Below are 21,681 nucleotides of genomic sequence, written 5' to 3' on the forward strand. Positions count from 1 at the left end.
TTTAGAACTCACATTTAGAATAGGCAGCGTTGCGATTTATTTACTTTATGGATAGGTGATACTCTTTGGAATATTTTGAAAGACATACCGGTGGCGAGCGCGCCATCATCGTACATTTAGACATCCGCCAAATTCAAGATCCTGATGATTTAGGTGAATTTGAATTATTGGCAGACTCAGCAGGCGCAGACCGCTTGGCACTGGTCACAGGCTCACGTGCACGCCCTGACGCCAGATATTTTGTTGGTAGCGGCAAAGCAGAAGAGATAGCAGAACTGGTGCGCGAGCATGATGCGGACATCGTTCTTTTTAACCATAGCTTATCGCCTTCACAAGAGCGTAATATTGAAGCCTTGGTACAATGCCGCGTACTTGATCGCACGGGTCTGATTTTGGACATTTTCGCGCAGCGTGCACGTACTTACGAAGGTAAACTACAAGTAGAGCTGGCACAGCTCAACCATTTGTCGACACGTTTGGTGCGTGGTTGGACGCATTTGGAACGTCAAAAAGGGGGTATTGGTCTACGTGGACCCGGTGAAACCCAGCTTGAGACGGATCGTCGCTTGCTACAAGTGCGAGTCATGCAGCTCAAAAGTAGAATCGAAAAAGTCAGACAGACGCGTGCGCAAGGTCGAGCTCGCCGTCAAAAATCAGATGTACCGACTATTTCACTTGTGGGTTATACCAATGCTGGTAAGTCTACCTTGTTTAATCGCTTGGTCGATGAAAACATTTATGCGGCCGACAAACTGTTTGCGACGCTCGATCCGACGTTACGCCGCTTAGATTGGCAAGGTGTAGGACGTGTGGTACTGGTCGATACGGTCGGTTTTGTCCGCCATCTTCCACATGAATTGGTTGAATCTTTCCATGCGACCTTAGAAGAGACACTTGAAGCAGACCTATTGCTCCATGTCATCGATTCTTCGAGCGAAGACATGCATGAGCAAATTCAGGCGGTGAAAGACGTACTGGCTGAAATTGATAATGATGTGCCTATGCTTAATGTCTACAACAAGATTGATTTGACCGATGAGCCTGCACGTATCGGTTATGCTAGCGAAGGTCAACCCAACCGCGTCTATGTTTCTTCTAGAGAAAACTTAGGCATGGAAGAGTTGTCATTAGCCGTGCAGCAGTTACTGACTGGCACACTGACCACCTTTGATTTGACACTACCTTATAGCGCAGGGCAGTTAAAAAATGCTTTGTATGAGCTCGGCGTTATTCAAGAAGAAAGCTATGATGACAGTGGTCATGAGTGCTTAACGATTCGCTTGCCAAGCGATAGACTGAGACAGTTACTTGGTCAAGCCAACTTAGAGCCTCTAGATGTATTGCCATTAGCGCAAGCAACATTGCTGATGCCGATACTTGAAGAGTTTGAGCAGCCTGATGATGTAGAAGAACAAACGATGACGGATGCTGAAGAAAAAGCGTTTGCTGAATTTGAGGCGTTAAATGCTGAAGCTGAGAGAGTAGCGGAAGACTTGCTGATAGAAGATACTCAAACATCTGATTTGCAAAAATAAGTCATTTATTTATCATATTTTGAATAAAATTAAAAAGGACGCTATTGATAAATAGTGTCCTTTTTAATGCTGAATCAACATAGCGTACAAGAGAAACTCGTATTAGCAACAGCTATATATCGATGTATTGATGTATTGATGTATTGATCTATCAATTTTATTACTTACAGACTATATGGTCACTATTGACCGATACGCTTTATTAGTTGCGATACTCTATATATAATCTTTTATATACTGCACTCGTGAGTCTCCTCTCACTCATCTTTTTACTCTTTTATCTATCCCTGACGTGGTCCACTTGCTTATGAAGTCTACCCATTCTTCAAAAATGCCCTTATGGATGGCATTACTCCTGACGCTCACCATTGTCGTTACTGTGCGTGAGTCGGCAGTATTTGTCTGTCAGTTGGCGGGTATTGAAAAAGCGGCCAATATCGTCGGCTTACTGACCATGTTTTTTATTCTGATGATTTGGCGATTTATCAAAGGTATTCCAGGCTGGCTTACCCAAGCGAGTAATACTTTACTTGTCGATAGTGGCTTTGCTTTTTTGCCAGTTTCAGCCGGTGCAGGCTTGCTGTTATTTGCTTTAGGAGATGAGCTATGGGGCTTTATGCTTACCATACTGATTAGTACGCTGATACCGATTTGGGGATTTGCCGTGTTATCCAATCGTTGGCTGAACCGTAATAATGATATGAACGGCAACACTACTATTAATGAGCAAAAATGACAGCCTTGAGCGGTATGAATAAAGGAATCTTATGAGTTTTGATAATGTGTTTGTGGCAACCTTTGCGGCGATATTACTGACTTTAGCAGCCCATGTAATTGCTCGCATATTGGCACGCAAACTTTCATGGTTACCGATGGTCATTACCGCACTAGTATTGGTCGTTATATTTCTATTCATTTTCCAATGGGATTACAATAATTATTACGCCGTTGCCAAGCCCGTTTTTGACCATCTATTAGGTTATGTTACTGTCTTATTGGCAATACCTTTGGCTGCCATGAATTTCAAAGGTTTACCTATCAAGAAACTTGTCTTGATTGTGGCGATGGCGAGTTTGATTGGCGCATTATTACCGATGTCATTAGCCTATCTATTTTCACTCAGTCACGATACGATATTAGCATTTGCCAGTCGTTCAGTGACCACGCCGATTGGTCTGAGCATCGCAGATTTAATCAAAGCACCTCTAGCGATGGCAAACCTGATTATTATCGTTTCAGGTCTCATTGGCGGGACATTAGCGCGTTTCTTATTTATTGGCATTGAAGATGACCGTGCCAAAGGCTTAGCGCTTGGCTTAGTCGCTCATGCGTTCGGCACCGTAGAAGCATGGCAAATCAGTCATACAGCGGGCAGATATGCCGCGTTTGGCTTAGCAGTGAACGGTTTGGTCACTGCTGTCTGGGTACCTATATTTATCACAGCACTGTCTGCTTAATAGTCCTTTAATACAGCACTGCTATTCTATAGTCAATTCCAAATAAAACAGATACGTTATGTTCCAACGCAGTACTGGTATAAATTTTTCTGGCGTGCTGTGCCTACGCCGACAGAGGCTGCGTAAAATTCATCCCAGTCCTGCTTGCTGTATCGCTTTAATACTGAATTCACTATAGTACAGCTGCGAATATTTAGATTCATCGTGTGTTTCAATGCTTTTTGGCAAATACTAGTGATAATAGCCCTCCTCTATTTTGCCTTCACTGTAAATGGTCTGTGGCTACTTCTGACCTCGCACTTAATAAGGTACACTGCAATACCATATTGATTTTATTAAAAATTTTTACAATTTAAATGTTTGTTTGACCAGCTTGTCAGGTCAATCAGATGTAGTAAAAATTTATTATATGTTATAGTAAGCAACTATTATTTTTTGTATCTATTGCAATTGGTTTTGTTAACCGTGGTTCTGCGTTGTAGTACTTAAGCTTAGTGACTATGAAATATTGCAGACAGGGTAACCGCTTTATTGCGCAAACCAATGCGTCCATAAGCAAGGCAATTTGCTACTACTCGATAAAAAGTGATAACTCTATGATAAATGTTGCACCTTTCATAACCCGCTGCTTGTCTCCCGTTTTACTCACCGCCGTTGCCCTATCTAGCCTACCTATCGCTGCTCAAGCAGGCAATATGTATATCTATAAAGACAAAGGCGGACAAGTACTTCTCACCAACGTCAATCCCAGTGGTAATTTTGATAAATTTACTAAAAAAGTAAAAGTTACTTATTATAAAGATTCTAGTCTATATGATGGTGGTAGTAGTAGCAGTAATAGCAATGACTATGGGAGCAGCTCTGCAAGCAGCAGCGGTACTCGTAACTCTTATGATAGCTATATTATGGCTTCAGCGCAGCGCCACGGTGTCGATCCAGGACTTATGAAAGCCATGATGCATACTGAATCAGCCTTTAATCCCAATGCTCGCTCACCAGTCGGTGCGCAGGGTTTAATGCAGCTGATGCCAGCTACAGCACGTCGATTTAAAGTGAGCAATCCTTGGAATCCTGCCGATAATATTGAAGGTTCTGCCAAATATATCGCTTGGCTGATGCGCCGCTTTAACAACAACGTCGAGTTTGCGGTCGCGGGTTATAATGCAGGTGAAGGTAACGTCGATAAATATAATGGCATTCCACCGTTTAAAGAAACGCGTAACTATGTCAAAAGTGTGATGAGCCGATATCATAGCCTGTATAAAAACGATTCAGGGCTATCTGGTAATACGATGAATGCTAATAATAGCAATACTGCCAATACCAGTAATGGCGGTGGCATGCAAAACGTTAGTTATGGCACGAGTAGCAACAGTAATAGCGCAAGCTATGCCAACTCTGCTTATTTGGCATTGCGTTAATCCAAAATAAAAATCACAGACATAAAAAACCCGTTAAATAAATAACGGGCTTTTTTATGCTTGATTGCTTCTTATGTCAAACAATCTATAAGTACTGAGCAAAAACAAACTCAGTACTTACTGCATTTTAAAACTTACTTGTTAGCTAGTGCTTGAGTAGCAGCAACTTCAGCAGCGAAGTCTTCTTGCTTCTTCTCAATGCCTTCACCGACTTCTAGACGTTTGAAACCAAGTACTTTTACGCCTTCAGCTTTTAGTACGTCACCAACTTTTTTCTCATTGTCCATAACGTATGGCTGACGTAATAAAGTAACTTCTTCTAGGTACTTACGTAGACCACCTTCGATCATTTTTTCAACGATGTTGTCAGGCTTGCCAGACTCACGTGCTTTTGCTTCAATGATGTCTTTTTCGCGCGCTAATAGATCAGCAGCGACGTCTTCATCAGCAACAGCAACTGGGTTAAACGCAGCGATGTGCATAGCAAGATTTTTACCAGTTTCTGCACTGCCGCCTTCATAAGATACCACTACGCCGATACGTAGACCATGGCGGTATGCAGCAATGTTAGCGCCTTCAAGTACTTCAACACGGCGGATTTGGATATTCTCACCGATTTTTTGTACCAAAGATACGCGAGCTTCTTCAACAGTCTGACCATTGCCATATGGCAATTCAGCGATAGCAGCTACGTCAGTCACATTGTTTTCTAATGCAAGGTTCGCGACTGTTTCTGCAAAGGCTGCAAAATTTTCATCTTTTGCAACGAAGTCAGTTTGGCAGTTCACTTCTAACAAGAATGCTTTGCTGTCGCCTTGAGCGATGATGATAGCGCCGTCAGCTGCGATGTTACCCGCTTTTTTAGCCGCTTTTGCTTGACCAGATTTACGTAGGTTATCAATGGCAGTTTCGACATCACCGTTTGATTCTTCTAACGCTTTTTTACATTCCATCATGCCAAGACCAGTACGGTCACGCAATTCTTTTACCATTTTGGCAGATACTTTTACTTCTGACATAAGAGTTACCTTTTATTATGTAGGTGAGCATTATTATATATGGGAGTGCACAATATCTAAACGCACTTGAATTCTGTATAGCGGCTTAACAACGCCACTTTAACAAATCCGCTTTAACAATAAGGCATGACGAGTAATACTACATCATGCCTATTATTTATCTTTATGCTGTCTATACTATAAGTCATGTTATATGGCTGTTAATAGAAAAACTATCAAGGCAGCCTTACAACATTAAACCATATCACTCAGCGATTTATTCTGCTGGAGTAGCAGCTTCTTCAGTTTGAGCATCAGCTGCTTCTTCAGTAGCAGGTGCTTCTTGCTCAGCTTTACCACCAGCTTGAGTTTGTGCGTATTCTTTACCGGCGATGATTGCATCAGCCATAGAAGTTACGTACAAAGTCACAGCACGGATAGCATCATCGTTTGCTGGGATGATGTAATCAACGTTATCAGGGTTAGAGTTAGTATCAACGATACCGATAACTGGGATACCTAGGTTCTTAGCTTCTTTGATAGCGATTGCTTCATGATCTACGTCTACAACGAAGATTGCGTCAGGTAGACCGCCCATGTCTTTGATACCGCCCAATGAACGCTCAAGTTTTTCCATATCGCGAGTACGCTCTAACGCTTCACGCTTAGTAAGCTTAGCGAAAGTACCGTCTTCAGCTTGTTTTTCTAGCTCTTTTAGACGATTGATTGACTGGCGTAGTGTTTTCCAGTTAGTCAACATACCACCTAACCAGCGATGGTCAACGTATGGCATGCCAGCACGTGCTGCTTGCTCAGCGATAACGCCGCTAGCTGCGCGCTTAGTACCAACAAATAATACTTTGTTTTTCTTAGCAGCTAAGCCGTTAACGTAAGTCAATGCTTCGTTAAACGCCTTTACAGTGTGCTCAAGGTTAATGATGTGAATCTTGTTACGGGCACCAAAAATATATGGACCCATTTTTGGATTCCAAAAACGTGTTTGGTGACCAAAGTGAGCGCCGGCTTGTAATAGGTCGCGCATTTCGATTTTGGTTGGATTCTTTGTAGCCATGTTAAATGTCCTGTTGGTTGGGTTATGCCTCCACATCACAAAAACTGCCTATCTAGCGACACGCATCTGCTATGAGTTAGGTATATCAATGAAGCACCTAGCCGTGAAGCAAATTAATCAAGTCGCCAAACACCCAGCAATTTTTTGCCATGATGTGTGTGTCATTGGTTGATGGGTTGGTTGAAAAAACTGAGCTACGATTTGAACGTATAGAATACTATATGATAAAAAATAGCTGGGCTGTATTTTATCATATAACGCTTAGTCACTGCTAGCGCTATTATAAGGTTTAAGTGGATGATAATGCATAAAAAAAACGACGGTGAGACGTCGTTTTTTTATGCATTTAGAATAAGATTAAGCGATACTGATACCGATAACTGCTTTATAGCCTCGCCACGTAAATGGCGTGACATAGCTTTGGCGGTCTTTTGGCAGATAAGGAATACTGGGTATCCCTTCAATAATCTTAGGAGGTGAGATAATAAAATCGGCACCAAACTCGGTGCGAGCGTTGCCAGAGATGGTATTTGCCATCTCACCCAACAAGTCTTTCATCATCGTCATGGAAGAGTCAGGCTCGCCCATCACTTTGATAACTTCACGCAACATATTGCTTGGGGCACTGACATAGACACAGCCTTCAAGCGGTCCAGATATTTTAATCATGCCACTATAATCATAACCAACAGCATTTTTATTACTGTTTAGGTAAGGCGTATCAATGACCACTGCCTCAGCATCAATCTGCGCAAAAAATGCACTGATTGAACTTAAAAAGACGCCTAACTTTTCTACATTAACCATAATTGTTCATCGTCCATAGTTATCATCACGGGGTTGTGTAATCAATCTTGCAAACAAACCACAATCTCTCCGATTTGACTGCGCCAACTCACTGGAATGATAAAAGAACGTCCACTTTTAGGCAAAATGATACTTTGCGGCGAGCCTTTAAAGACAAACGGGACAGAGATATGAAATTCTGGACCAAACTCGTGACGGGCATTACCCGAAACCGTATTGGCAACCTCGCCTGCTAAATCGACCAGATTGTCCTCACTTTTATCTATCTCGCCCATACTGTCTAGAATACTGCTCAATAGTGCCGTGGTCGCCGTAAAATAAACCACCCCTTTTTGCACCCCTGATATACCGATGACGCCCGTATAATCATGGACTTTTGGCTGTTGGTTTTCTAACAAGTAAGGCGTATCGACCACCAACTCATCATTACCAAACTGAGTAAAATAGTTGGTAATGATACTCACAAAAATTTGTAAATTTTGCTCTTTCATAATGTGTGTTCTTTAATAAGGTATTTATTAAAATTATTGGACAATGTTAGTCTTGTACCAACTCATACAAAGACTCTACTAGCTCTTCTTCTGAAAAAGGCTTGCACAAGAACCCACTCGCGCCCAATGATAACGCTTCAATGCCAGTAGATTTGTCAGACAAGGCTGAGACCACCAAGATACGAACGTCAGGGTCGATAGCAATGATTTTTTCAATACATTCAAGACCGTCCATTTGCGGCATGGTCAAATCCATGGTCACCACATCTGGACGATGAATATTGAACTTTTCAAGCGCTTGAACCCCACTGGTTGCCGTAGCAACCAACATGAATTGACCCGAGTCATAAGCGCGCTGAATACGGTTTCGAATAATATTTGAGTCATCGACGATCATTAATTTATACATAGATTTTTTATTGTCCTTAATTACGCAGCAGGCAAGGTGATGACAAAACGAGTCATTTTTCCAAGCTCAGTATTTACATTCAGCTTACCATTGTGCTCTTTGACCAACGCCTTGATAACGTCTAAGCCCACACCGCGACCGCCATCTTCATCGGCATGTTCTTTGGTCGAGAAACCAGAAGCAAACAAGGTTTTGAGCAGATCACCATGAGTCATCTGAGGTGCCTCTTCTTGCGTGAAACGACCATCAGCAATCAACTTATGACGAATGCCCTCATAATCAATACCTTGACCGTCATCTTGCAGTACGATGATTAAGTTTTGACTGTCACGTTGCATCTCTAAATCAATGCTACCGATGGCAGACTTGCCCGCTGACTGACGCGCTTCAGGTGATTCGATACCATGTACCACTGCATTACGTAGCAACTGAATACTGATTTCTTTGATCGGTTGTTTGAGACGTTCAGGGATGTTTATATGTGCTAAATTATGGCCGTTAAGCTGTATTTTCTTGCCTTGTCTAACAGCAATGTCTTTAGCAAAATCTTGGTAATAAGATAGATGCTCGTTATCTGACTCATCGCTCAAATCGATTTCATTACCGCCATCGACATTTATGTTAGTGGTAGCAACGTCTGCTACTTGAGCTTGGACAACACTTGGTTGTGGTACAGTCTTTACTGACATTACAGGTTTTGCATTATTGTTAGCTTTTGGCGCTGCCTGATTGATACGTTCACCTAGCGTTTCAATGGTATTCGATAGGCTCAATAAGTCATCCAAATGCACGGCGAGCGGTAAGAAGTTATTACCCGACAGCTTGCCTTGATTTTGCAGCGCATCAAGCTTATCTTCAGCATCTGATGCGATTTTGGTAAAGCTATGCAGTTTAAGCGCAGATGCCTCACCTTTTAGGCTATGCATTTCACGATAAATCGCTTTTAGCTTCCCTTCTAGCTCAAATTGCGAGCTACCAGGATTTTTCAGGATATTGTTCATCTTATCGATGTGAGCTTTGGTATTATTAATAAACTCATTAATAATTTTTGGATTCACGTTTAAGATGGTCGTCAACATCTCAATCTGCATATCATTTTGCGAGCGTTCTTTTTCTAGGCGCTGCTCTAAATATACTGCATCTGAGACGTCATTGACGTTGACCAAAATACGGGCAATGTCTTTATCTTCATAAACACGTGAAAACTTAAAGTCTAAGAAGCGACTGGTCGTACTCTCCTCTCCAGACGCATTGTGTAACATGACTTTATGCAATGGATTTAAAGAATCAACCAGCTTTTCTTTGACACGTGGGTTGTATAACTGCTCGATAAACTGACGGGTGGTTCTCAAATCTTTGTCTGAGATACGGCCACGCAGTACATCGGCAAAGTTTTCTCCTGCCAATCTATCCTCACCAATAATGCCGTTAAGCGCGCGAGAATGCTGCTGACCAATGTTCAGGTCCTTATCCAACAAGAACAGGCCGGTATTGACCGTTTCCATAATTTCTTGCGTTTCACGACGAGCGGCCAATGCCTCAGCATCTGTATCACGCAGACGACGTACAAAGAAAAATACGAAAATTAGGAAGTAGGCAAAAATAGCGGCAACACCCAATACCTGAATGAGTCGGATAGTACTTGCTTGGCGTTCAGCGTTGATAAACACTTCATCGGTGAGCTGGTCTAACGAATCGTTAATTAGTAGACTCGATGTTTTTGCCTGTTCAACCGCTTGAATCAATTCATCAGATGAATCGACCATGATGTTGTCAGCGTCTTTAAGGTAAGTCTGAATCTTAGGCTCTAAAAGTAACCACTGCTCATTCGCCGCAGCGACTTTGGTTTGAGAGTTATTATTAATCTTCGGTAAGTCATAGCTTTTACCATCGACATCGGTAATTTCACCACCCTGTTCAATGGCAGTGATAGAGCTAGTAATAAGCGCTGTATTTTGCTCCAAACGCTCTAATACTCGTTGTATATGCGGCGAGTTGGTGTCTTCACCGTAACTGCTGTCCAAGTCAAATAAGTCTTTAATTACCGCTTGGGCGCTATTAGCAACTTGGTTGGTTTTATCAATTAAAACTGTATTTCTTTCAAGCAAGCTTGAGGTATAAAAAGTAAACGCTAGCAAGGCGCCAATCAAAGATAAAAATAGTGCAATCGAAATAATCAGACTGCGATAGCGCTTATTATCGACATTGTGTGTGGTTGCCATCTTTATAGTCCCTTAGCTCGATTGCTGATTATTTGAAGTACTTTTGGTCGCAGGCTCAGTCGCACCCAGCCATTTCTCTTCAATCTCTTTAAATGTGCCTTTTGCTTTTAACTTGGTAATGCCTTCATTTACACTCTTGATCAGCTTAGTATTTTCTTTTGCCATCAAAACGACTTGCTGTGCTGAAGGCGCATCCGCTGCTTCATAAGGGACAATCTTAACTTTATGTTCTGGATAACCTTTTATAATGTATTGCAAAACTGGCATATCATATAAGAACACATCAGTATTACCTTGAACTAAGTCCTGATAAGCCAAAAATGCAGTAGATCTTGAAACCAGCTCAACTGAGCTGCCCATCTCTTTTAGAGTGTCTTCTTCTTTAGAACCCTCTAAAGTACCTGTTTTTAGACCTTTGATATCGTTTAAATCTTTGATATCAAACTTTCCTTCCAAATACATAATAGTAGCTGGATTGAAAAAGTAAGGCGTTGATAGACCATATCTAATTGCACGATCATCTTTATAAGAAATACCAGAAATAGCTAAATCACGCTTTCCCGATTCCACACTATCGAACATATCCTGCCATGACTCTTTGTAGAATTCGACTTTAAAGCCTTGCTCTTCCCCAATGGCTCTAATCGAATCGACATCAGTGCCTTGCATGTTGCCATAATCATCTTGAAATGAGAAAGGCGGTAAATCACCAGTCATTGCCACCTTTAATGTCGGTGCTGTAGCAGGAAGTTTACTGACAAAATTGTCTTTATGTTCCGTTACTGTTGCGCCAGCTGCATTAGCGTTGTCTTGGGTAGAAGAATTTCCACACCCAAATAAGCCTACACTCAATATAATCGGTAATGCTCGATATAATAGTTTCATCTCTTATCCTTAAGGCTCAATTTTATTCAAAAAATCAATTTTAAAAACAATTCTGTAAGTTTAAGAAAGGTATAAAAAACACTTAATTACAGAAAATTACCTTAGATAATAATTGAGCAACTCAGCCATTGCAATCACTTTGTTTTATCAAGGCAAACAATTGTTTATATATAACCAGAAATGTATATACAATATACAAAGCAGGTTCGAGATTTTTATCTATAAAGCTAAGCGTACTGAGGCTTGTACCAAAAATAGATATTATTAACAATGAATAAAAAAGTATAAAAAAAAGCATTCAGACGATGAATACGTACTGAATGCTTTTTTACCGATGAATATTAATAAATAGAATTTTTCAGTTAATTAATCTGCATTATCTAAATCCAAATTACGGTCTATCTGCCAAATTAAATAGCAACCAAGACTCATCAGTGCAAACATCGCGATACCGATTTTCAGTACTGGATTGACGGGGAATAAGTTTAATAACAATCCACCAAAGATACCTACTGAGAACATAAGCGAGCCTTGTAGCGCACTGGCCATACCAGCACGGCGCTTTTGAAAAGCAAGCGCAATCGCTGAAGCGTTGGGCTGTGTCAAACCTAAACCTGAGATACAAAAGAAAATACAGACTAAGACCAATGGCAACCAAGCATCGGTCCCAAATACGATACCAAGGGTAAATAGAGCCCCCGCTGAGATGACCTGCATCATCGCACCAAAACGTAAAATACTCAAAATACGGAAGCGATTGGTCAGCCATTGGTTAAGCTGCGTCAATGCCACAAAGCCTGCAGCATTCATACCAAAGAGCCAGCCAAAATGTGTGGCTGACATGCCATAGGTATCCATGATAAGTTCAGAGGCTGAGCTGATATAAACGAACATTGCACCCATCAATAACCCGCCGCCAATCGCCGGATAGTTAAAGGTGGGATCTCTCAGCAAATCCCAATATTGACTGAGTATCTCTTTGGCAGGACGCACAGTGCGGTTTTCTTCGCTAAGGGTCTCAAAAAAGAAAAATTTAGTCAGTAATAAATTTAACGTGCCAAAAGCCGCCAAAAACCAAAAGATAGAATGCCAACTAAAATACTGCAAAAATACTGCGCCAAGTGATGGTGCTAGTATCGGCGCTAAGCCCATTACCAAAATCATGATAGAAAACGCTTTTGCCGTTTGCTTAGCGGTTAGACGGTCTCGAATCGCAGCACGGGTAACCACTGCCCCTACGCAAGCACCGAGCGCTTGCAAGGTACGACCAGCGAATAACACGTATTCATTGTTGGTGGTTGCACAAATAATAGAGGCAATCACATATAAGACCATGCCTATATATAAAGGCTTGACGCGGCCAACGCGGTCACTAAAGGGACCATAAAACAATTGACCAAATACCAATCCGACAAAGTAAGCAGGTACGGAGTTTGCCATAAAGGCAGTCGACACACCAAAGTCATCCGCCATCGATGGTAACGCTGGCAGATACATATCAATAGATAAAGGTCCTACCGCAACGATAAGACCCAGCATCATAATCCATGCGACAGGTAAATCGGCAGAGCGCACGCGGTCAGCAGCAAGCGGTTTATTAGGAAGGGGGGATTTTGGAGCAGACATAGTTAAACCATTTGATCTAGTGATTGTTATTTTATTTTTATCGACGAACCGCTACGCAAGCAGACAGTCTTATATCGCACTGTCTGCCTATATTTCAATAGAGGTCTCACGTTAATAAAACAAACTTTAATCAATAAAACAATGGTTCGTTTGAAATAAGATGAAGTCATTTAAAACAATAAGCTATCTAAACTGTATTAACGGAACTGGCGCTTGCCAAATACAGTACTGGCTTGCTTCGCTTTTCTAAGGGCAAGTTTACGATTGCGACCGAACATCATCTTTAATTGCCAGACTTTTTCTATATATAAAGTAGTCGCAGATTGTTCAAACATGGCATTGATAACGCGTTTACTTGCCAGCACGGCATCTGGTGACCGTTCAGCAAATTCAGCAGCAAGTTGCTGCGCTTGCTCAAGTGGCGTCTCACTGCAATGACTGACCAATCCTAGCTCTTTGCCCTGCTCTGCACTAACGATACGGGCTGTCATTGCCAGCTCTTTTAGGATATCAGCTCGTACCACGCCAAAACCAGATTGCGTCAAGCCCATATCTGGTACTAGTCCCCATTTGGCCTCCATAATAGCCAATTTACAATCAGGATGGCTGATACGAATATCACATGCCAGCGCCAGCTGTAAGCCTGCACCGATACAATATCCTTCAAGTACGGCAATGACAGGTACTGGGACATCGCGCCATACTAAGCACACGCGCTGAAATGAGCTTTGCCAAGGTTTGATCAGCTCCCATAGCGCAAAAACTTGGTTTTTGGGGTGATTTAAGTCGCCCAAGTCAATCCCTGCGCAGAAGGTACCTTCAGCGCCATTTAAAATCACTGCACGTATCGTTTTGTCTTTACTGATGCGACCGGCTACCGCAATCAACTCTTCGACCACTTTAAAACTCATGGCATTTTTTTTCTCAGGTCGATTGATTGTCACGGTTAAAATATCATCAGTCGCGCTAACTTGCAGTGTTTCATATTGGTAGGTGGCGATAGTGTGCATAATCATCCTTAATAATTGAAATAATAGCTTATATATAGAGTGATATTAACAGCCTTGCCTATCTCCTACCTTATCAATAACTGACTGCCACGATATCGTTAGCTCTTAGTATCATAAAACTTTTCCTTAAATCATTTTCCAAGTCATATCGTTCTCACTTAGACGATGGTAATTAAGCTGCGGATAAGCAGACAAATCAAGCGTTTGCAAATTATTCAAAGCGGTTAATAAAGCCTCATAATAAGGCTCTAACATTGCAAACTGTGCAGGCGTGGTATGCTGGATATTTAATAAACACTTATCTTCTAAATCTTGGCTGGCTTGGCGCAGTTGTGGCACGCCCGTATAACGACTGCCGCCCAATATCCGATGAGCGATTTGCGCGAGCATACTGCGATTGTGTGCCTCCCATGCTTGCGTCAATGCTTGTTTTTCCTCATTAATGGTATCAAGCATCATAATGATTAGCTTGGCAGCAAGATCTGGCTTATTGGCTGAGCGCGTCAATGCATCTTGCCAATCTAGAATATCCAAGGTATTAAATAAAGAAGCATTTAAGTTATTATCGTTTTGCAGATACACAGTACTGACTGATAGTTCATCTTTATTATCATCGAGCGTTTGAATAGAACGCGTACCAAATGCCGCCTGCCCTTGTTCTTGAAAACGCAGGTTTTCATAGCGTGGCTGCGTTTCGCGCAGGTTTTCACGTCGATAGTCTTCACGTGGTTGACTATCACGCAGATAGTCATCACGGATTTTTTTCAGTGACAGAGGTCGCTTCACTCTTTTCTCATTGCTCATCTTGATAGGTTTATAACTCTGAACCTGCTCGCTTCGAATCATTTGATAGGTAGGCGGCGCTGCATTTTTAGGCGCAGATGAGGAAGGTTGCAGCATCATATTTGGTACATTAGAACTTTGAGCGTCAATGGTTTTTGACTCTAATACTTGTAAGTCACCTGCTATGCCAAGATTTTGTGGATGCTCATCATTTTCTGCCGTTAATGGTGATGACGACGCATTACGTCCAAGCCATTTTTGTAATACTTGTAGCAGCTGCGGCTGGCTAATAGGCTTACCGACATAATCATTGATACCACTAGCGATTAATTTATCTCGCTCGTCTGCCAACCCATGTGCAGTCAGTGCAATAATGGGAATATGACTATCTGCTGCTTCAATCTTACGGATTTGTCGCGCCGCCTCATGCCCTGACATACGTGGCATTTGAATATCCATAAAGATAAGATCGATCCTATCTTTAGGTTGTGCGTTACCCTTTTCTTCTATCGTTACGTCTTCGATATGTAACGTGCTAACCGCTGATTTACTGACATCATCTCGCGTGACCGCTTTTGAGATTTGAGTTTTTTTCGACAGGCTTTGTTTTTCAGTTTTAGTAGCTTTGATATTTTTCGCTTGTTGTTTACTGATTAGCTCTATCGCATCAAATCCGTTACTGGCCGTAATAACATGAATACCAAGCTCGCTCAGCAGCGCATCAAGCACCAGTAAGTTTGGCAAATGATCGTCAACTGCCAATACGGTAACGCCTTTCCAACGTGGTTCTGCAATACCAGTAGGTACACTACGCTTTTGCGTATCTAGCATGGCATACAACTGTCTCTTGTCTAATGGCTCATACAAGATATTGGCATGGTAACGATTGAGTAGTGCTTGATCAGCGGCAACTTGATAACCAAAGACGGCCAGTTTACCTTGATAATGTAAACGGATTTGCTTAAGCAGCGCCATCATATCGTCTTGGGTATCATCATCAACGATGACCCAGTCCCAATAATTACCACGCTCTTTTAACGATTCAAGCAAACCTGGCAAAGAATTGGCTTGGGTTAGCTTAATAGGCAAATGATGCAGACTAGCTTTCAGTACTTGTATAGACGCGGTATGATTAATCCAAATAAGAACATTAAATTCATCAGTCGCACTTGCCAATGGTGCCAATACAGGCAGCTCAATGGTTTGTCCTGTCGCTGCCTCTACCACATCAACATGGGCTGGCATACGAAACCAAAACGTCGCGCCTTGATTGGAAATATTCTCTTGCATATTGTCATAGAAACCAATATCGCCGCCCATCAGCCGTGTTAATTGTTTAGAGATGACCAGACCCAATCCTGTGCCACCATATTGACGCGTGATGGATGGATCTCCTTGACTAAAGCTTTGAAAGAGCATTTTTTGATCAGACAGCGAGATGCCTTTACCACTGTCTTGCACGCTAATCATCAAATAATTGTCTTGATAGTCATCTAAGCTGACGCGCACCACCACGTCACCGCTATCAGTGAACTTAATCGCATTACCAACAATATTGGTTAGTACTTGTTTGAGGCGCAGCGCATCACCATTGATACGCATTGGCACATCGTTGTAAAACAATACCGCCATGCGCAGACCTTTTTCTGCAGACACTGGCGACAGCATATCGACCACATCATAGATAGTGTCATAAAGATCAAACTCATGGCGATCTAGTACCAACTTGCCCGCTTCGATTTTAGAGAAATCAAGCACATCATTGACCAATGCCAATAAGTGCGCAGACGATTTGCGAATGGTTTGTACATACAAGTCTTGCTCAGGATTGAGCTCACCGTGACGCGCGAGCAAATTAATAAAACCATCAATGCTATTGAGTGGCGTACGCAGCTCATGACTGATATTGGCTAAAAACGCTGATTTGGCTTGGCTGGTTGAGATTGCCGCATCACGCGCATTACGAATAGAGATGTTTTGCATCTCCATCTCATCAAAAGCAAGACGCAAATCATCTTCGGTCTGCTCCGCATGCTCTTTCAGCTCTTGGAAACTGACATATAAACGGCGTAATGTTCTCACCAAGTCTTGTTGTAATAGATTTAGCTCACCATTCGACTCAACGGGGATAGGCTGATAAAGATTATCGACGTGAGTACGCTGTAATTGCAACCGCAGCTCATAAATCGGCGCAATCCAACGTTTTGAATAAATGTTTAAACTTAGTAGTAGAATTAATAATGTAAACAAACCGGTAATTACCAATGCCATAGCGATACGATAGCGCGCAATATAAAGCGGCTCACTATCCATATCGACTAATAACCACAGTGTCTGACCCTCAAATTCACCTAGTATACTGCCGTAAGCGGTACCGATAGGAGTGGATTTTTGCGCTAAAAAACGCTCTGATGGATCGATTGCAGGCCATGCCTCTTCCGTACCATAGCCAACTGTCGCAAGTATGTCGTTGCTCTGATTGACAATAGCGATACGCTGAACATGTTGCTCTGCCCGCATACGCCTGAGTTTATCTTGGATGCCTTCTAACTTTGCAATCGCAGCTTGCGAGACTTTATTATTATTGTCATTAGCATTTTCATTATTATTTTTTGAAGTCTGTATCTTGGCAGCATCTTGCTCTAATAGCTCAGGTATTATCTCTGCAATCGTAGGTGAATAGCGGATAAGCACCGCCTCAGCCAACACTGCTTGCTCTGAATTACTGGCACGCATGGTTTCATAAAACACCAAGATACCCCCCACTGCTGCGAGTAAACAGATGGGCAAAAATACCAATATGACCAGCTGACCATAGGCACTACTGGTATCAAAACGTTTTTTGTAAGCCATACTGCGCACCCTCTCCACTACTGTTTTTGTTACTGGCATTTTAAAATGCTTTTACTGACCGCTTAGGTATCATCTATTAACGACTATATAGCTTATGATTATCTTAACAGGATTCCATTAGCCGCTGTTAGACAATCATCGATAAAGCTATCTGCGTTAAGCGCCATCAAAAACAAGATGATACAATGTCGCAAATTTTTATTTTCCATAATAAATACCTGACAGTCACGATGTATTGACTTATTATTGACGCATTTATAAAAACATGGTTATTTAACGCTTTAATACCATAATCTTATCAAATAATAAAAACGCTGCCGTTACCTCGAAGTATTGCCGAATATATAGCACTTTACTATAGCGTTAAACTACTTTAAAAATAGATACTATTAAGGATACTTTATGTCCGCTACAGCTCAGTCAAACGCCAATTTTATTACTCAAATTACTGACCTTGCTGATTGCGTCGGTCAAACGCCGTTAGTCAAATTGCAGCGCTTACCTGAACAAGAGCAGATTGACAATGGTGCTATCATGCTAGCCAAGCTTGAAGGTAATAATCCTGCTGGTTCTGTCAAAGACCGCCCTGCTTTTAATATGATTTATCAAGCGGAGCTACGCGGTGATATTAAGCCGGGTGACATGTTGATTGAGGCAACCAGTGGCAATACTGGTATTGCATTAGCCATGGTAGCGGCGATGCGTGGCTATCCGATTACCTTGTTTATGCCAAGCAACTCAACCCAAGAGCGTAAAGATGCCATGACGGCTTATGGTGCGACGCTGATTGAGGTAGAAGAAGGGATAGAAGCCGCGCGCGACATGGCATTACAAATGCAAACGGACGGTAAAGGTATTGTCTTAGATCAGTTTAATAACCCTGATAATAAACAGGCGCATTATCTGACTACAGGTCCTGAGCTGTGGGCGCAAACAGGCGGTAAAATTACCCATTTTATCAGCTCTATGGGTACCACAGGCACCATTACCGGCGTGGCACAATATCTAAAAGAACAGAATCCTAACGTCAAAATCATCGGGCTACAGCCTGATGAGGATGCAGCTATCGCTGGTATCCGCCGCTGGCCTGCCGCTTATATGCCAGGGATTTTTGATGCCGAATTAGTCGATGAGATTATGGATATCGATCAGCGCGTCGCTGAGGTTTATATGCGTAAGCTTGCTAAAACCGAAGGGATTTTTGCGGGCGTCTCATCAGGTGCAGCAGCATGGGCAGCCACACAAGTTGCTAAGGCAAATCCTGATGCCGTCATTGCCTTTATCGTCTGTGACCGTGGTGATCGTTATTTATCGACCGGCTTATATAATGTTGATGATAGCTTAGATAATGTAAACTAAGATAATTTATAAATCGCTGACAATGCCGTTTATACGGTCAGTGCGTTTAATGCAGTGTAGTAAGACAATAATCAGGTAGAAACCTCTATGTCACAAGCTTTTTCGTCTGACCCTATTTTGGTTTTTGATATTGAAACGGTTGCAGATACCGATGCTGCCCGCCGTATCTATCCGCAATTGGCTAAGCTCAATGATGCAGATACACTCAGTGCGTTAACTGCCATCCGTATACAAGAAGCCGGGCATGATTTCATGCGTTTGCCATTACAGCGCATTGTCTGTATCTCTGCTCTATATATTAAGGATGGTACTTTTTCATTATTTTCCCTTACTGCAGACAAATTTAGCGAAGAAGAGATTCTTGCCAAGTTTTTTCGCGCCTTTAATGATATTGCAAAACTGCCTAAACTGATTAGCTGGAATGGTTCAGGTTTTGACATTCCTGTACTTATTTATCGTGCCATGCAATATGATTTGGCAGCGCCTTGGTTATTTGAAGAAGGTGAGCGTATCAAAAACATGCGTTTTGATAACTATGTCAATCGCTTCCATACGCGCCATATTGACTTGATGGATCGATTTAGCCAATACGGTGCCAGCCGCCGCGAGGCTATGGATGTCGTTGCTAGCTTATATGGCTTGCCCGGTAAGACAGATGTTGATGGCAGTATGGTCGGCGAGCTTGTCAGCAATAATGACTGGCAAACGCTGTCAATATATTGCGAGTCTGATGTGATGAATACTTGGTTAATATACCTGCGTTGGCTGCGCCTGACCGGTCAGCTATCCTTACCAGATTTTGCCGTTTGGCAGCAGCAAAGCCGTGATTATTTAACCAAATTTACCCAAGTAGATGGCACGCCACGTCATCAGGCGTTTTTGAATGACTGGCTTATCAGCTAGCAATTTTAGCCAGTTGATATATTGATGAACGATACATGTAAGCGGTGATTATAGTTTTATAATCACCGCTTTTTTACTTTGTGAGCGCCTAATACCTTAGTCGCTTTATATGTTAAAATTGCTATTATTTTTAACACCTTCATTTTATAGGCAGGTTTATGCAACCCACCGATTCAAAGACGCTTACCAACGTAGATGCAACCGAACAGGCAAATGAGACGCAAACCATTACGATTCCGCCTAATAAGAAAAAATCCAAGCCATCATCAAAGACGCGTCGTCGACTAAAAGATGCTGAGCCACTCCCCTTTACTATCGATGGCTTGTCACATGATGGGCGCGGCGTTGCGGTATACGGTAATGGCTTTGGTGAAACTGACGGTCATATCACAGACAAGCATGGCAAAAAAATCTTTGTCAGCTTTGCCCTGCCTGGTGAAAGTGCGTTGGTCAAGATTACCAATAGCCGCACGAGCTTTGAAGAAGGCGATGCGGTGAGCATCACTGCCAATCCAAACCCTGAGCGCGTGGTACCGCCCTGCCCGCATTTTGGTGTTTGCGGTGGCTGTAATTTGCAGCATTGGCAGCCAGATGCACAAATTACATTTAAGCAATCTGTCCTTGCTGAGATGTTGATCCATCAAGCCAATGTGGCACCTGATCACTGGCTTGAGCCGGTAGTCGGTGATCGCCTTGGCTATCGTACCAAAGCCCGACTGGGCGTACGTTATGTGGTCAAAAAAGAAACGGCTCTGGTCGGCTTTCGCGAGCGTTCTAGTAATTTCTTAGCAGAGTTAAATGAGTGTCATATCTTAGATCCGCGTATTGGCTTTGAGATTGAAAACTTAAAAGCCCTTATTAGTACTTTAGATAGCCGTGACAAGATTGCTCAGCTTGAGTTGGCAATGGGCGAGCATTTACCAGAGCTGCCTGATGGCGATCAGCCAGTCGCGCTAATTGTGCGTAATCTTGAACCGTTATCAGATGGCGATATTGATAAGCTAAAAGTATTTTTTGCAGCACGTCATTGGCAGCTATATCTACAATCAAAGGGGGCGGATAGTATCCAACGTGTTGCCTTGAGGGATACAGATGATTTAAGCGAACAGTTTGGACGTTTGTATTATCAATTACCAGAGTATGATTTGACGTTTGAATTTATTCCTACCGATTTTACCCAAGTTAATCTGTCGGTGAATCGTCAGATGACCAAGCTTGCTTGTGACTTGCTTGATTTAAAAGCAGGTGAACGCGTTCTAGATTTATTTAGCGGTTTAGGCAATTTTAGCCTGCCTCTCGCGCGTTTGGTTGGTGAAACCGGCTCGGTCGTTGGTGTTGAAGGCAGTGAAGCTATGACTGCACGCGCCGCTGATAACGCGCGCCGTAATGGCATTAATAACACTGAGTTTTATAGCCAAGATTTGACGCATGACTGTACAGACAAACCGTGGGCTAACCAAGGGTTTGATGCGCTGCTTATCGATCCACCGCGTTCTGGCGCGTGGGAGATTATGCAATATTTGCCTAAGTTTAACGCCGAGCGGATTGTCTATGTCTCCTGTAATCCTGCTACACTTGCTCGCGATACCAAAGCATTGCTTGAACAAGGTTATCGTTTGACTCACGCTGGCGTCATGGATATGTTTTGTCATACTGGTCACGTTGAGTCCATCGCGCGCTTTGAAAAAATATCTGCTTAAACCGTATGTAATGGCAGAGTGTAGTATTAACCTATGATTTTTAGAGGCGTTAATCGCTGCAATTTAAGAATGATATCTGCGTTACTCGCATATGCGGCTAACGCTATCATTACAGAGCCTTGCTTGATTTGTCATCGCAACATGCGATAA

The 21,681-nt window shown here is 42.4% G+C and carries 17 protein-coding genes; 7 read left to right on the forward strand and 10 right to left on the reverse strand.

From position 1 onward, the window contains the following. The first annotated feature begins 65 nt into the window (after nucleotides 1-65). From hflX to JMX75_RS02480, 4 genes are all read left to right on the forward strand, one after another. Nucleotides 66-1,535 (forward strand): ribosome rescue GTPase HflX, encoded by a 1,470-nt coding sequence (gene hflX, locus JMX75_RS02465; protein ID WP_201530786.1) that lies wholly within the window; start codon nucleotides 66-68, stop codon nucleotides 1,533-1,535. A 307-nt stretch (nucleotides 1,536-1,842) separates the two neighbouring features. Further along, nucleotides 1,843-2,271 carry a hypothetical protein gene (locus JMX75_RS02470; protein WP_011512763.1) on the forward strand — a complete coding sequence of 143 codons (429 nt, stop codon included), beginning with the start codon at nucleotides 1,843-1,845 and terminating at the stop codon, nucleotides 2,269-2,271. A 31-nt stretch (nucleotides 2,272-2,302) separates the two neighbouring features. Then, on the forward strand, nucleotides 2,303-2,992 hold the full coding sequence (locus tag JMX75_RS02475) for an LrgB family protein (RefSeq protein ID WP_201530788.1): 690 nt from the start codon (nucleotides 2,303-2,305) through the stop codon (nucleotides 2,990-2,992). 596 nt (nucleotides 2,993-3,588) lie between these two features. Further along, nucleotides 3,589-4,413: a lytic transglycosylase domain-containing protein gene (locus tag JMX75_RS02480; protein ID WP_201530790.1), complete on the forward strand. Its 825-nt coding sequence runs from the start codon at nucleotides 3,589-3,591 to the stop codon at nucleotides 4,411-4,413. 134 nt (nucleotides 4,414-4,547) lie between these two features. On the opposite strand, the gene tsf is transcribed toward JMX75_RS02480, so the two are convergent. From tsf to JMX75_RS02530, 10 genes are all read right to left on the reverse strand, one after another. Next, nucleotides 4,548-5,432 carry a translation elongation factor Ts gene (tsf, locus tag JMX75_RS02485; protein WP_011512758.1) on the reverse strand — a complete coding sequence of 295 codons (885 nt, stop codon included), beginning with the start codon at nucleotides 5,430-5,432 and terminating at the stop codon, nucleotides 4,548-4,550. A gap of 256 nt (nucleotides 5,433-5,688) precedes the next feature. Further along, entirely contained in the window at nucleotides 5,689-6,483 is a 795-nt protein-coding gene (gene rpsB / locus JMX75_RS02490; protein WP_011279657.1) for a 30S ribosomal protein S2, read from the reverse strand. A gap of 357 nt (nucleotides 6,484-6,840) precedes the next feature. Further along, the gene (locus tag JMX75_RS02495) at nucleotides 6,841-7,290 is read right to left on the reverse strand and encodes a chemotaxis protein CheX (protein ID WP_020442731.1); all 450 of its coding nucleotides are present in this window, start codon (nucleotides 7,288-7,290) and stop codon (nucleotides 6,841-6,843) included. A gap of 41 nt (nucleotides 7,291-7,331) precedes the next feature. Further along, the gene (locus JMX75_RS02500; RefSeq protein WP_011512756.1) at nucleotides 7,332-7,781 is read right to left on the reverse strand and encodes a chemotaxis protein CheX; all 450 of its coding nucleotides are present in this window, start codon (nucleotides 7,779-7,781) and stop codon (nucleotides 7,332-7,334) included. Between the two features lie 46 nt (nucleotides 7,782-7,827). After that, the gene (locus JMX75_RS02505) at nucleotides 7,828-8,190 is read right to left on the reverse strand and encodes a response regulator (protein ID WP_011512755.1); all 363 of its coding nucleotides are present in this window, start codon (nucleotides 8,188-8,190) and stop codon (nucleotides 7,828-7,830) included. 20 nt (nucleotides 8,191-8,210) lie between these two features. Next, nucleotides 8,211-10,412 carry an ATP-binding protein gene (locus tag JMX75_RS02510; RefSeq protein ID WP_201530792.1) on the reverse strand — a complete coding sequence of 734 codons (2,202 nt, stop codon included), beginning with the start codon at nucleotides 10,410-10,412 and terminating at the stop codon, nucleotides 8,211-8,213. Between the two features lie 12 nt (nucleotides 10,413-10,424). Further along, nucleotides 10,425-11,297 (reverse strand): transporter substrate-binding domain-containing protein, encoded by an 873-nt coding sequence (locus JMX75_RS02515; RefSeq protein ID WP_011512753.1) that lies wholly within the window; start codon nucleotides 11,295-11,297, stop codon nucleotides 10,425-10,427. Nucleotides 11,298-11,663: 366 nt separating this feature from the next. Further along, a complete protein-coding gene (locus JMX75_RS02520) occupies nucleotides 11,664-12,923 on the reverse strand; it encodes a multidrug effflux MFS transporter (protein ID WP_201530794.1) in 1,260 nt (419 codons plus the stop codon). A 197-nt stretch (nucleotides 12,924-13,120) separates the two neighbouring features. Continuing rightward, nucleotides 13,121-13,933: a crotonase/enoyl-CoA hydratase family protein gene (locus JMX75_RS02525; protein ID WP_011512751.1), complete on the reverse strand. Its 813-nt coding sequence runs from the start codon at nucleotides 13,931-13,933 to the stop codon at nucleotides 13,121-13,123. Between the two features lie 126 nt (nucleotides 13,934-14,059). Further along, a complete protein-coding gene (locus JMX75_RS02530; RefSeq protein WP_201530796.1) occupies nucleotides 14,060-17,569 on the reverse strand; it encodes an ATP-binding protein in 3,510 nt (1,169 codons plus the stop codon). A 402-nt stretch (nucleotides 17,570-17,971) separates the two neighbouring features. On the opposite strand from JMX75_RS02530, the gene cysM reads away from it, so the two are divergent. From cysM to rlmD, 3 genes are all read left to right on the forward strand, one after another. Then, on the forward strand, nucleotides 17,972-18,928 hold the full coding sequence (cysM, locus tag JMX75_RS02535) for a cysteine synthase CysM (protein WP_201530798.1): 957 nt from the start codon (nucleotides 17,972-17,974) through the stop codon (nucleotides 18,926-18,928). 87 nt (nucleotides 18,929-19,015) lie between these two features. Further along, nucleotides 19,016-19,831: a 3'-5' exonuclease gene (locus JMX75_RS02540; protein ID WP_201530800.1), complete on the forward strand. Its 816-nt coding sequence runs from the start codon at nucleotides 19,016-19,018 to the stop codon at nucleotides 19,829-19,831. Nucleotides 19,832-19,989: 158 nt separating this feature from the next. Beyond that, complete coding sequence (rlmD, locus tag JMX75_RS02545; protein WP_201530802.1) at nucleotides 19,990-21,531, forward strand: 23S rRNA (uracil(1939)-C(5))-methyltransferase RlmD; 1,542 nt, start codon at nucleotides 19,990-19,992, stop codon at nucleotides 21,529-21,531. The last annotated feature ends 150 nt before the right edge of the window (nucleotides 21,532-21,681 follow it).

This window comes from Psychrobacter sp. LFX-11D, assembly GCF_904846475.1.
GTDB lineage: Bacteria > Pseudomonadota > Gammaproteobacteria > Pseudomonadales > Moraxellaceae > Psychrobacter > Psychrobacter cryohalolentis.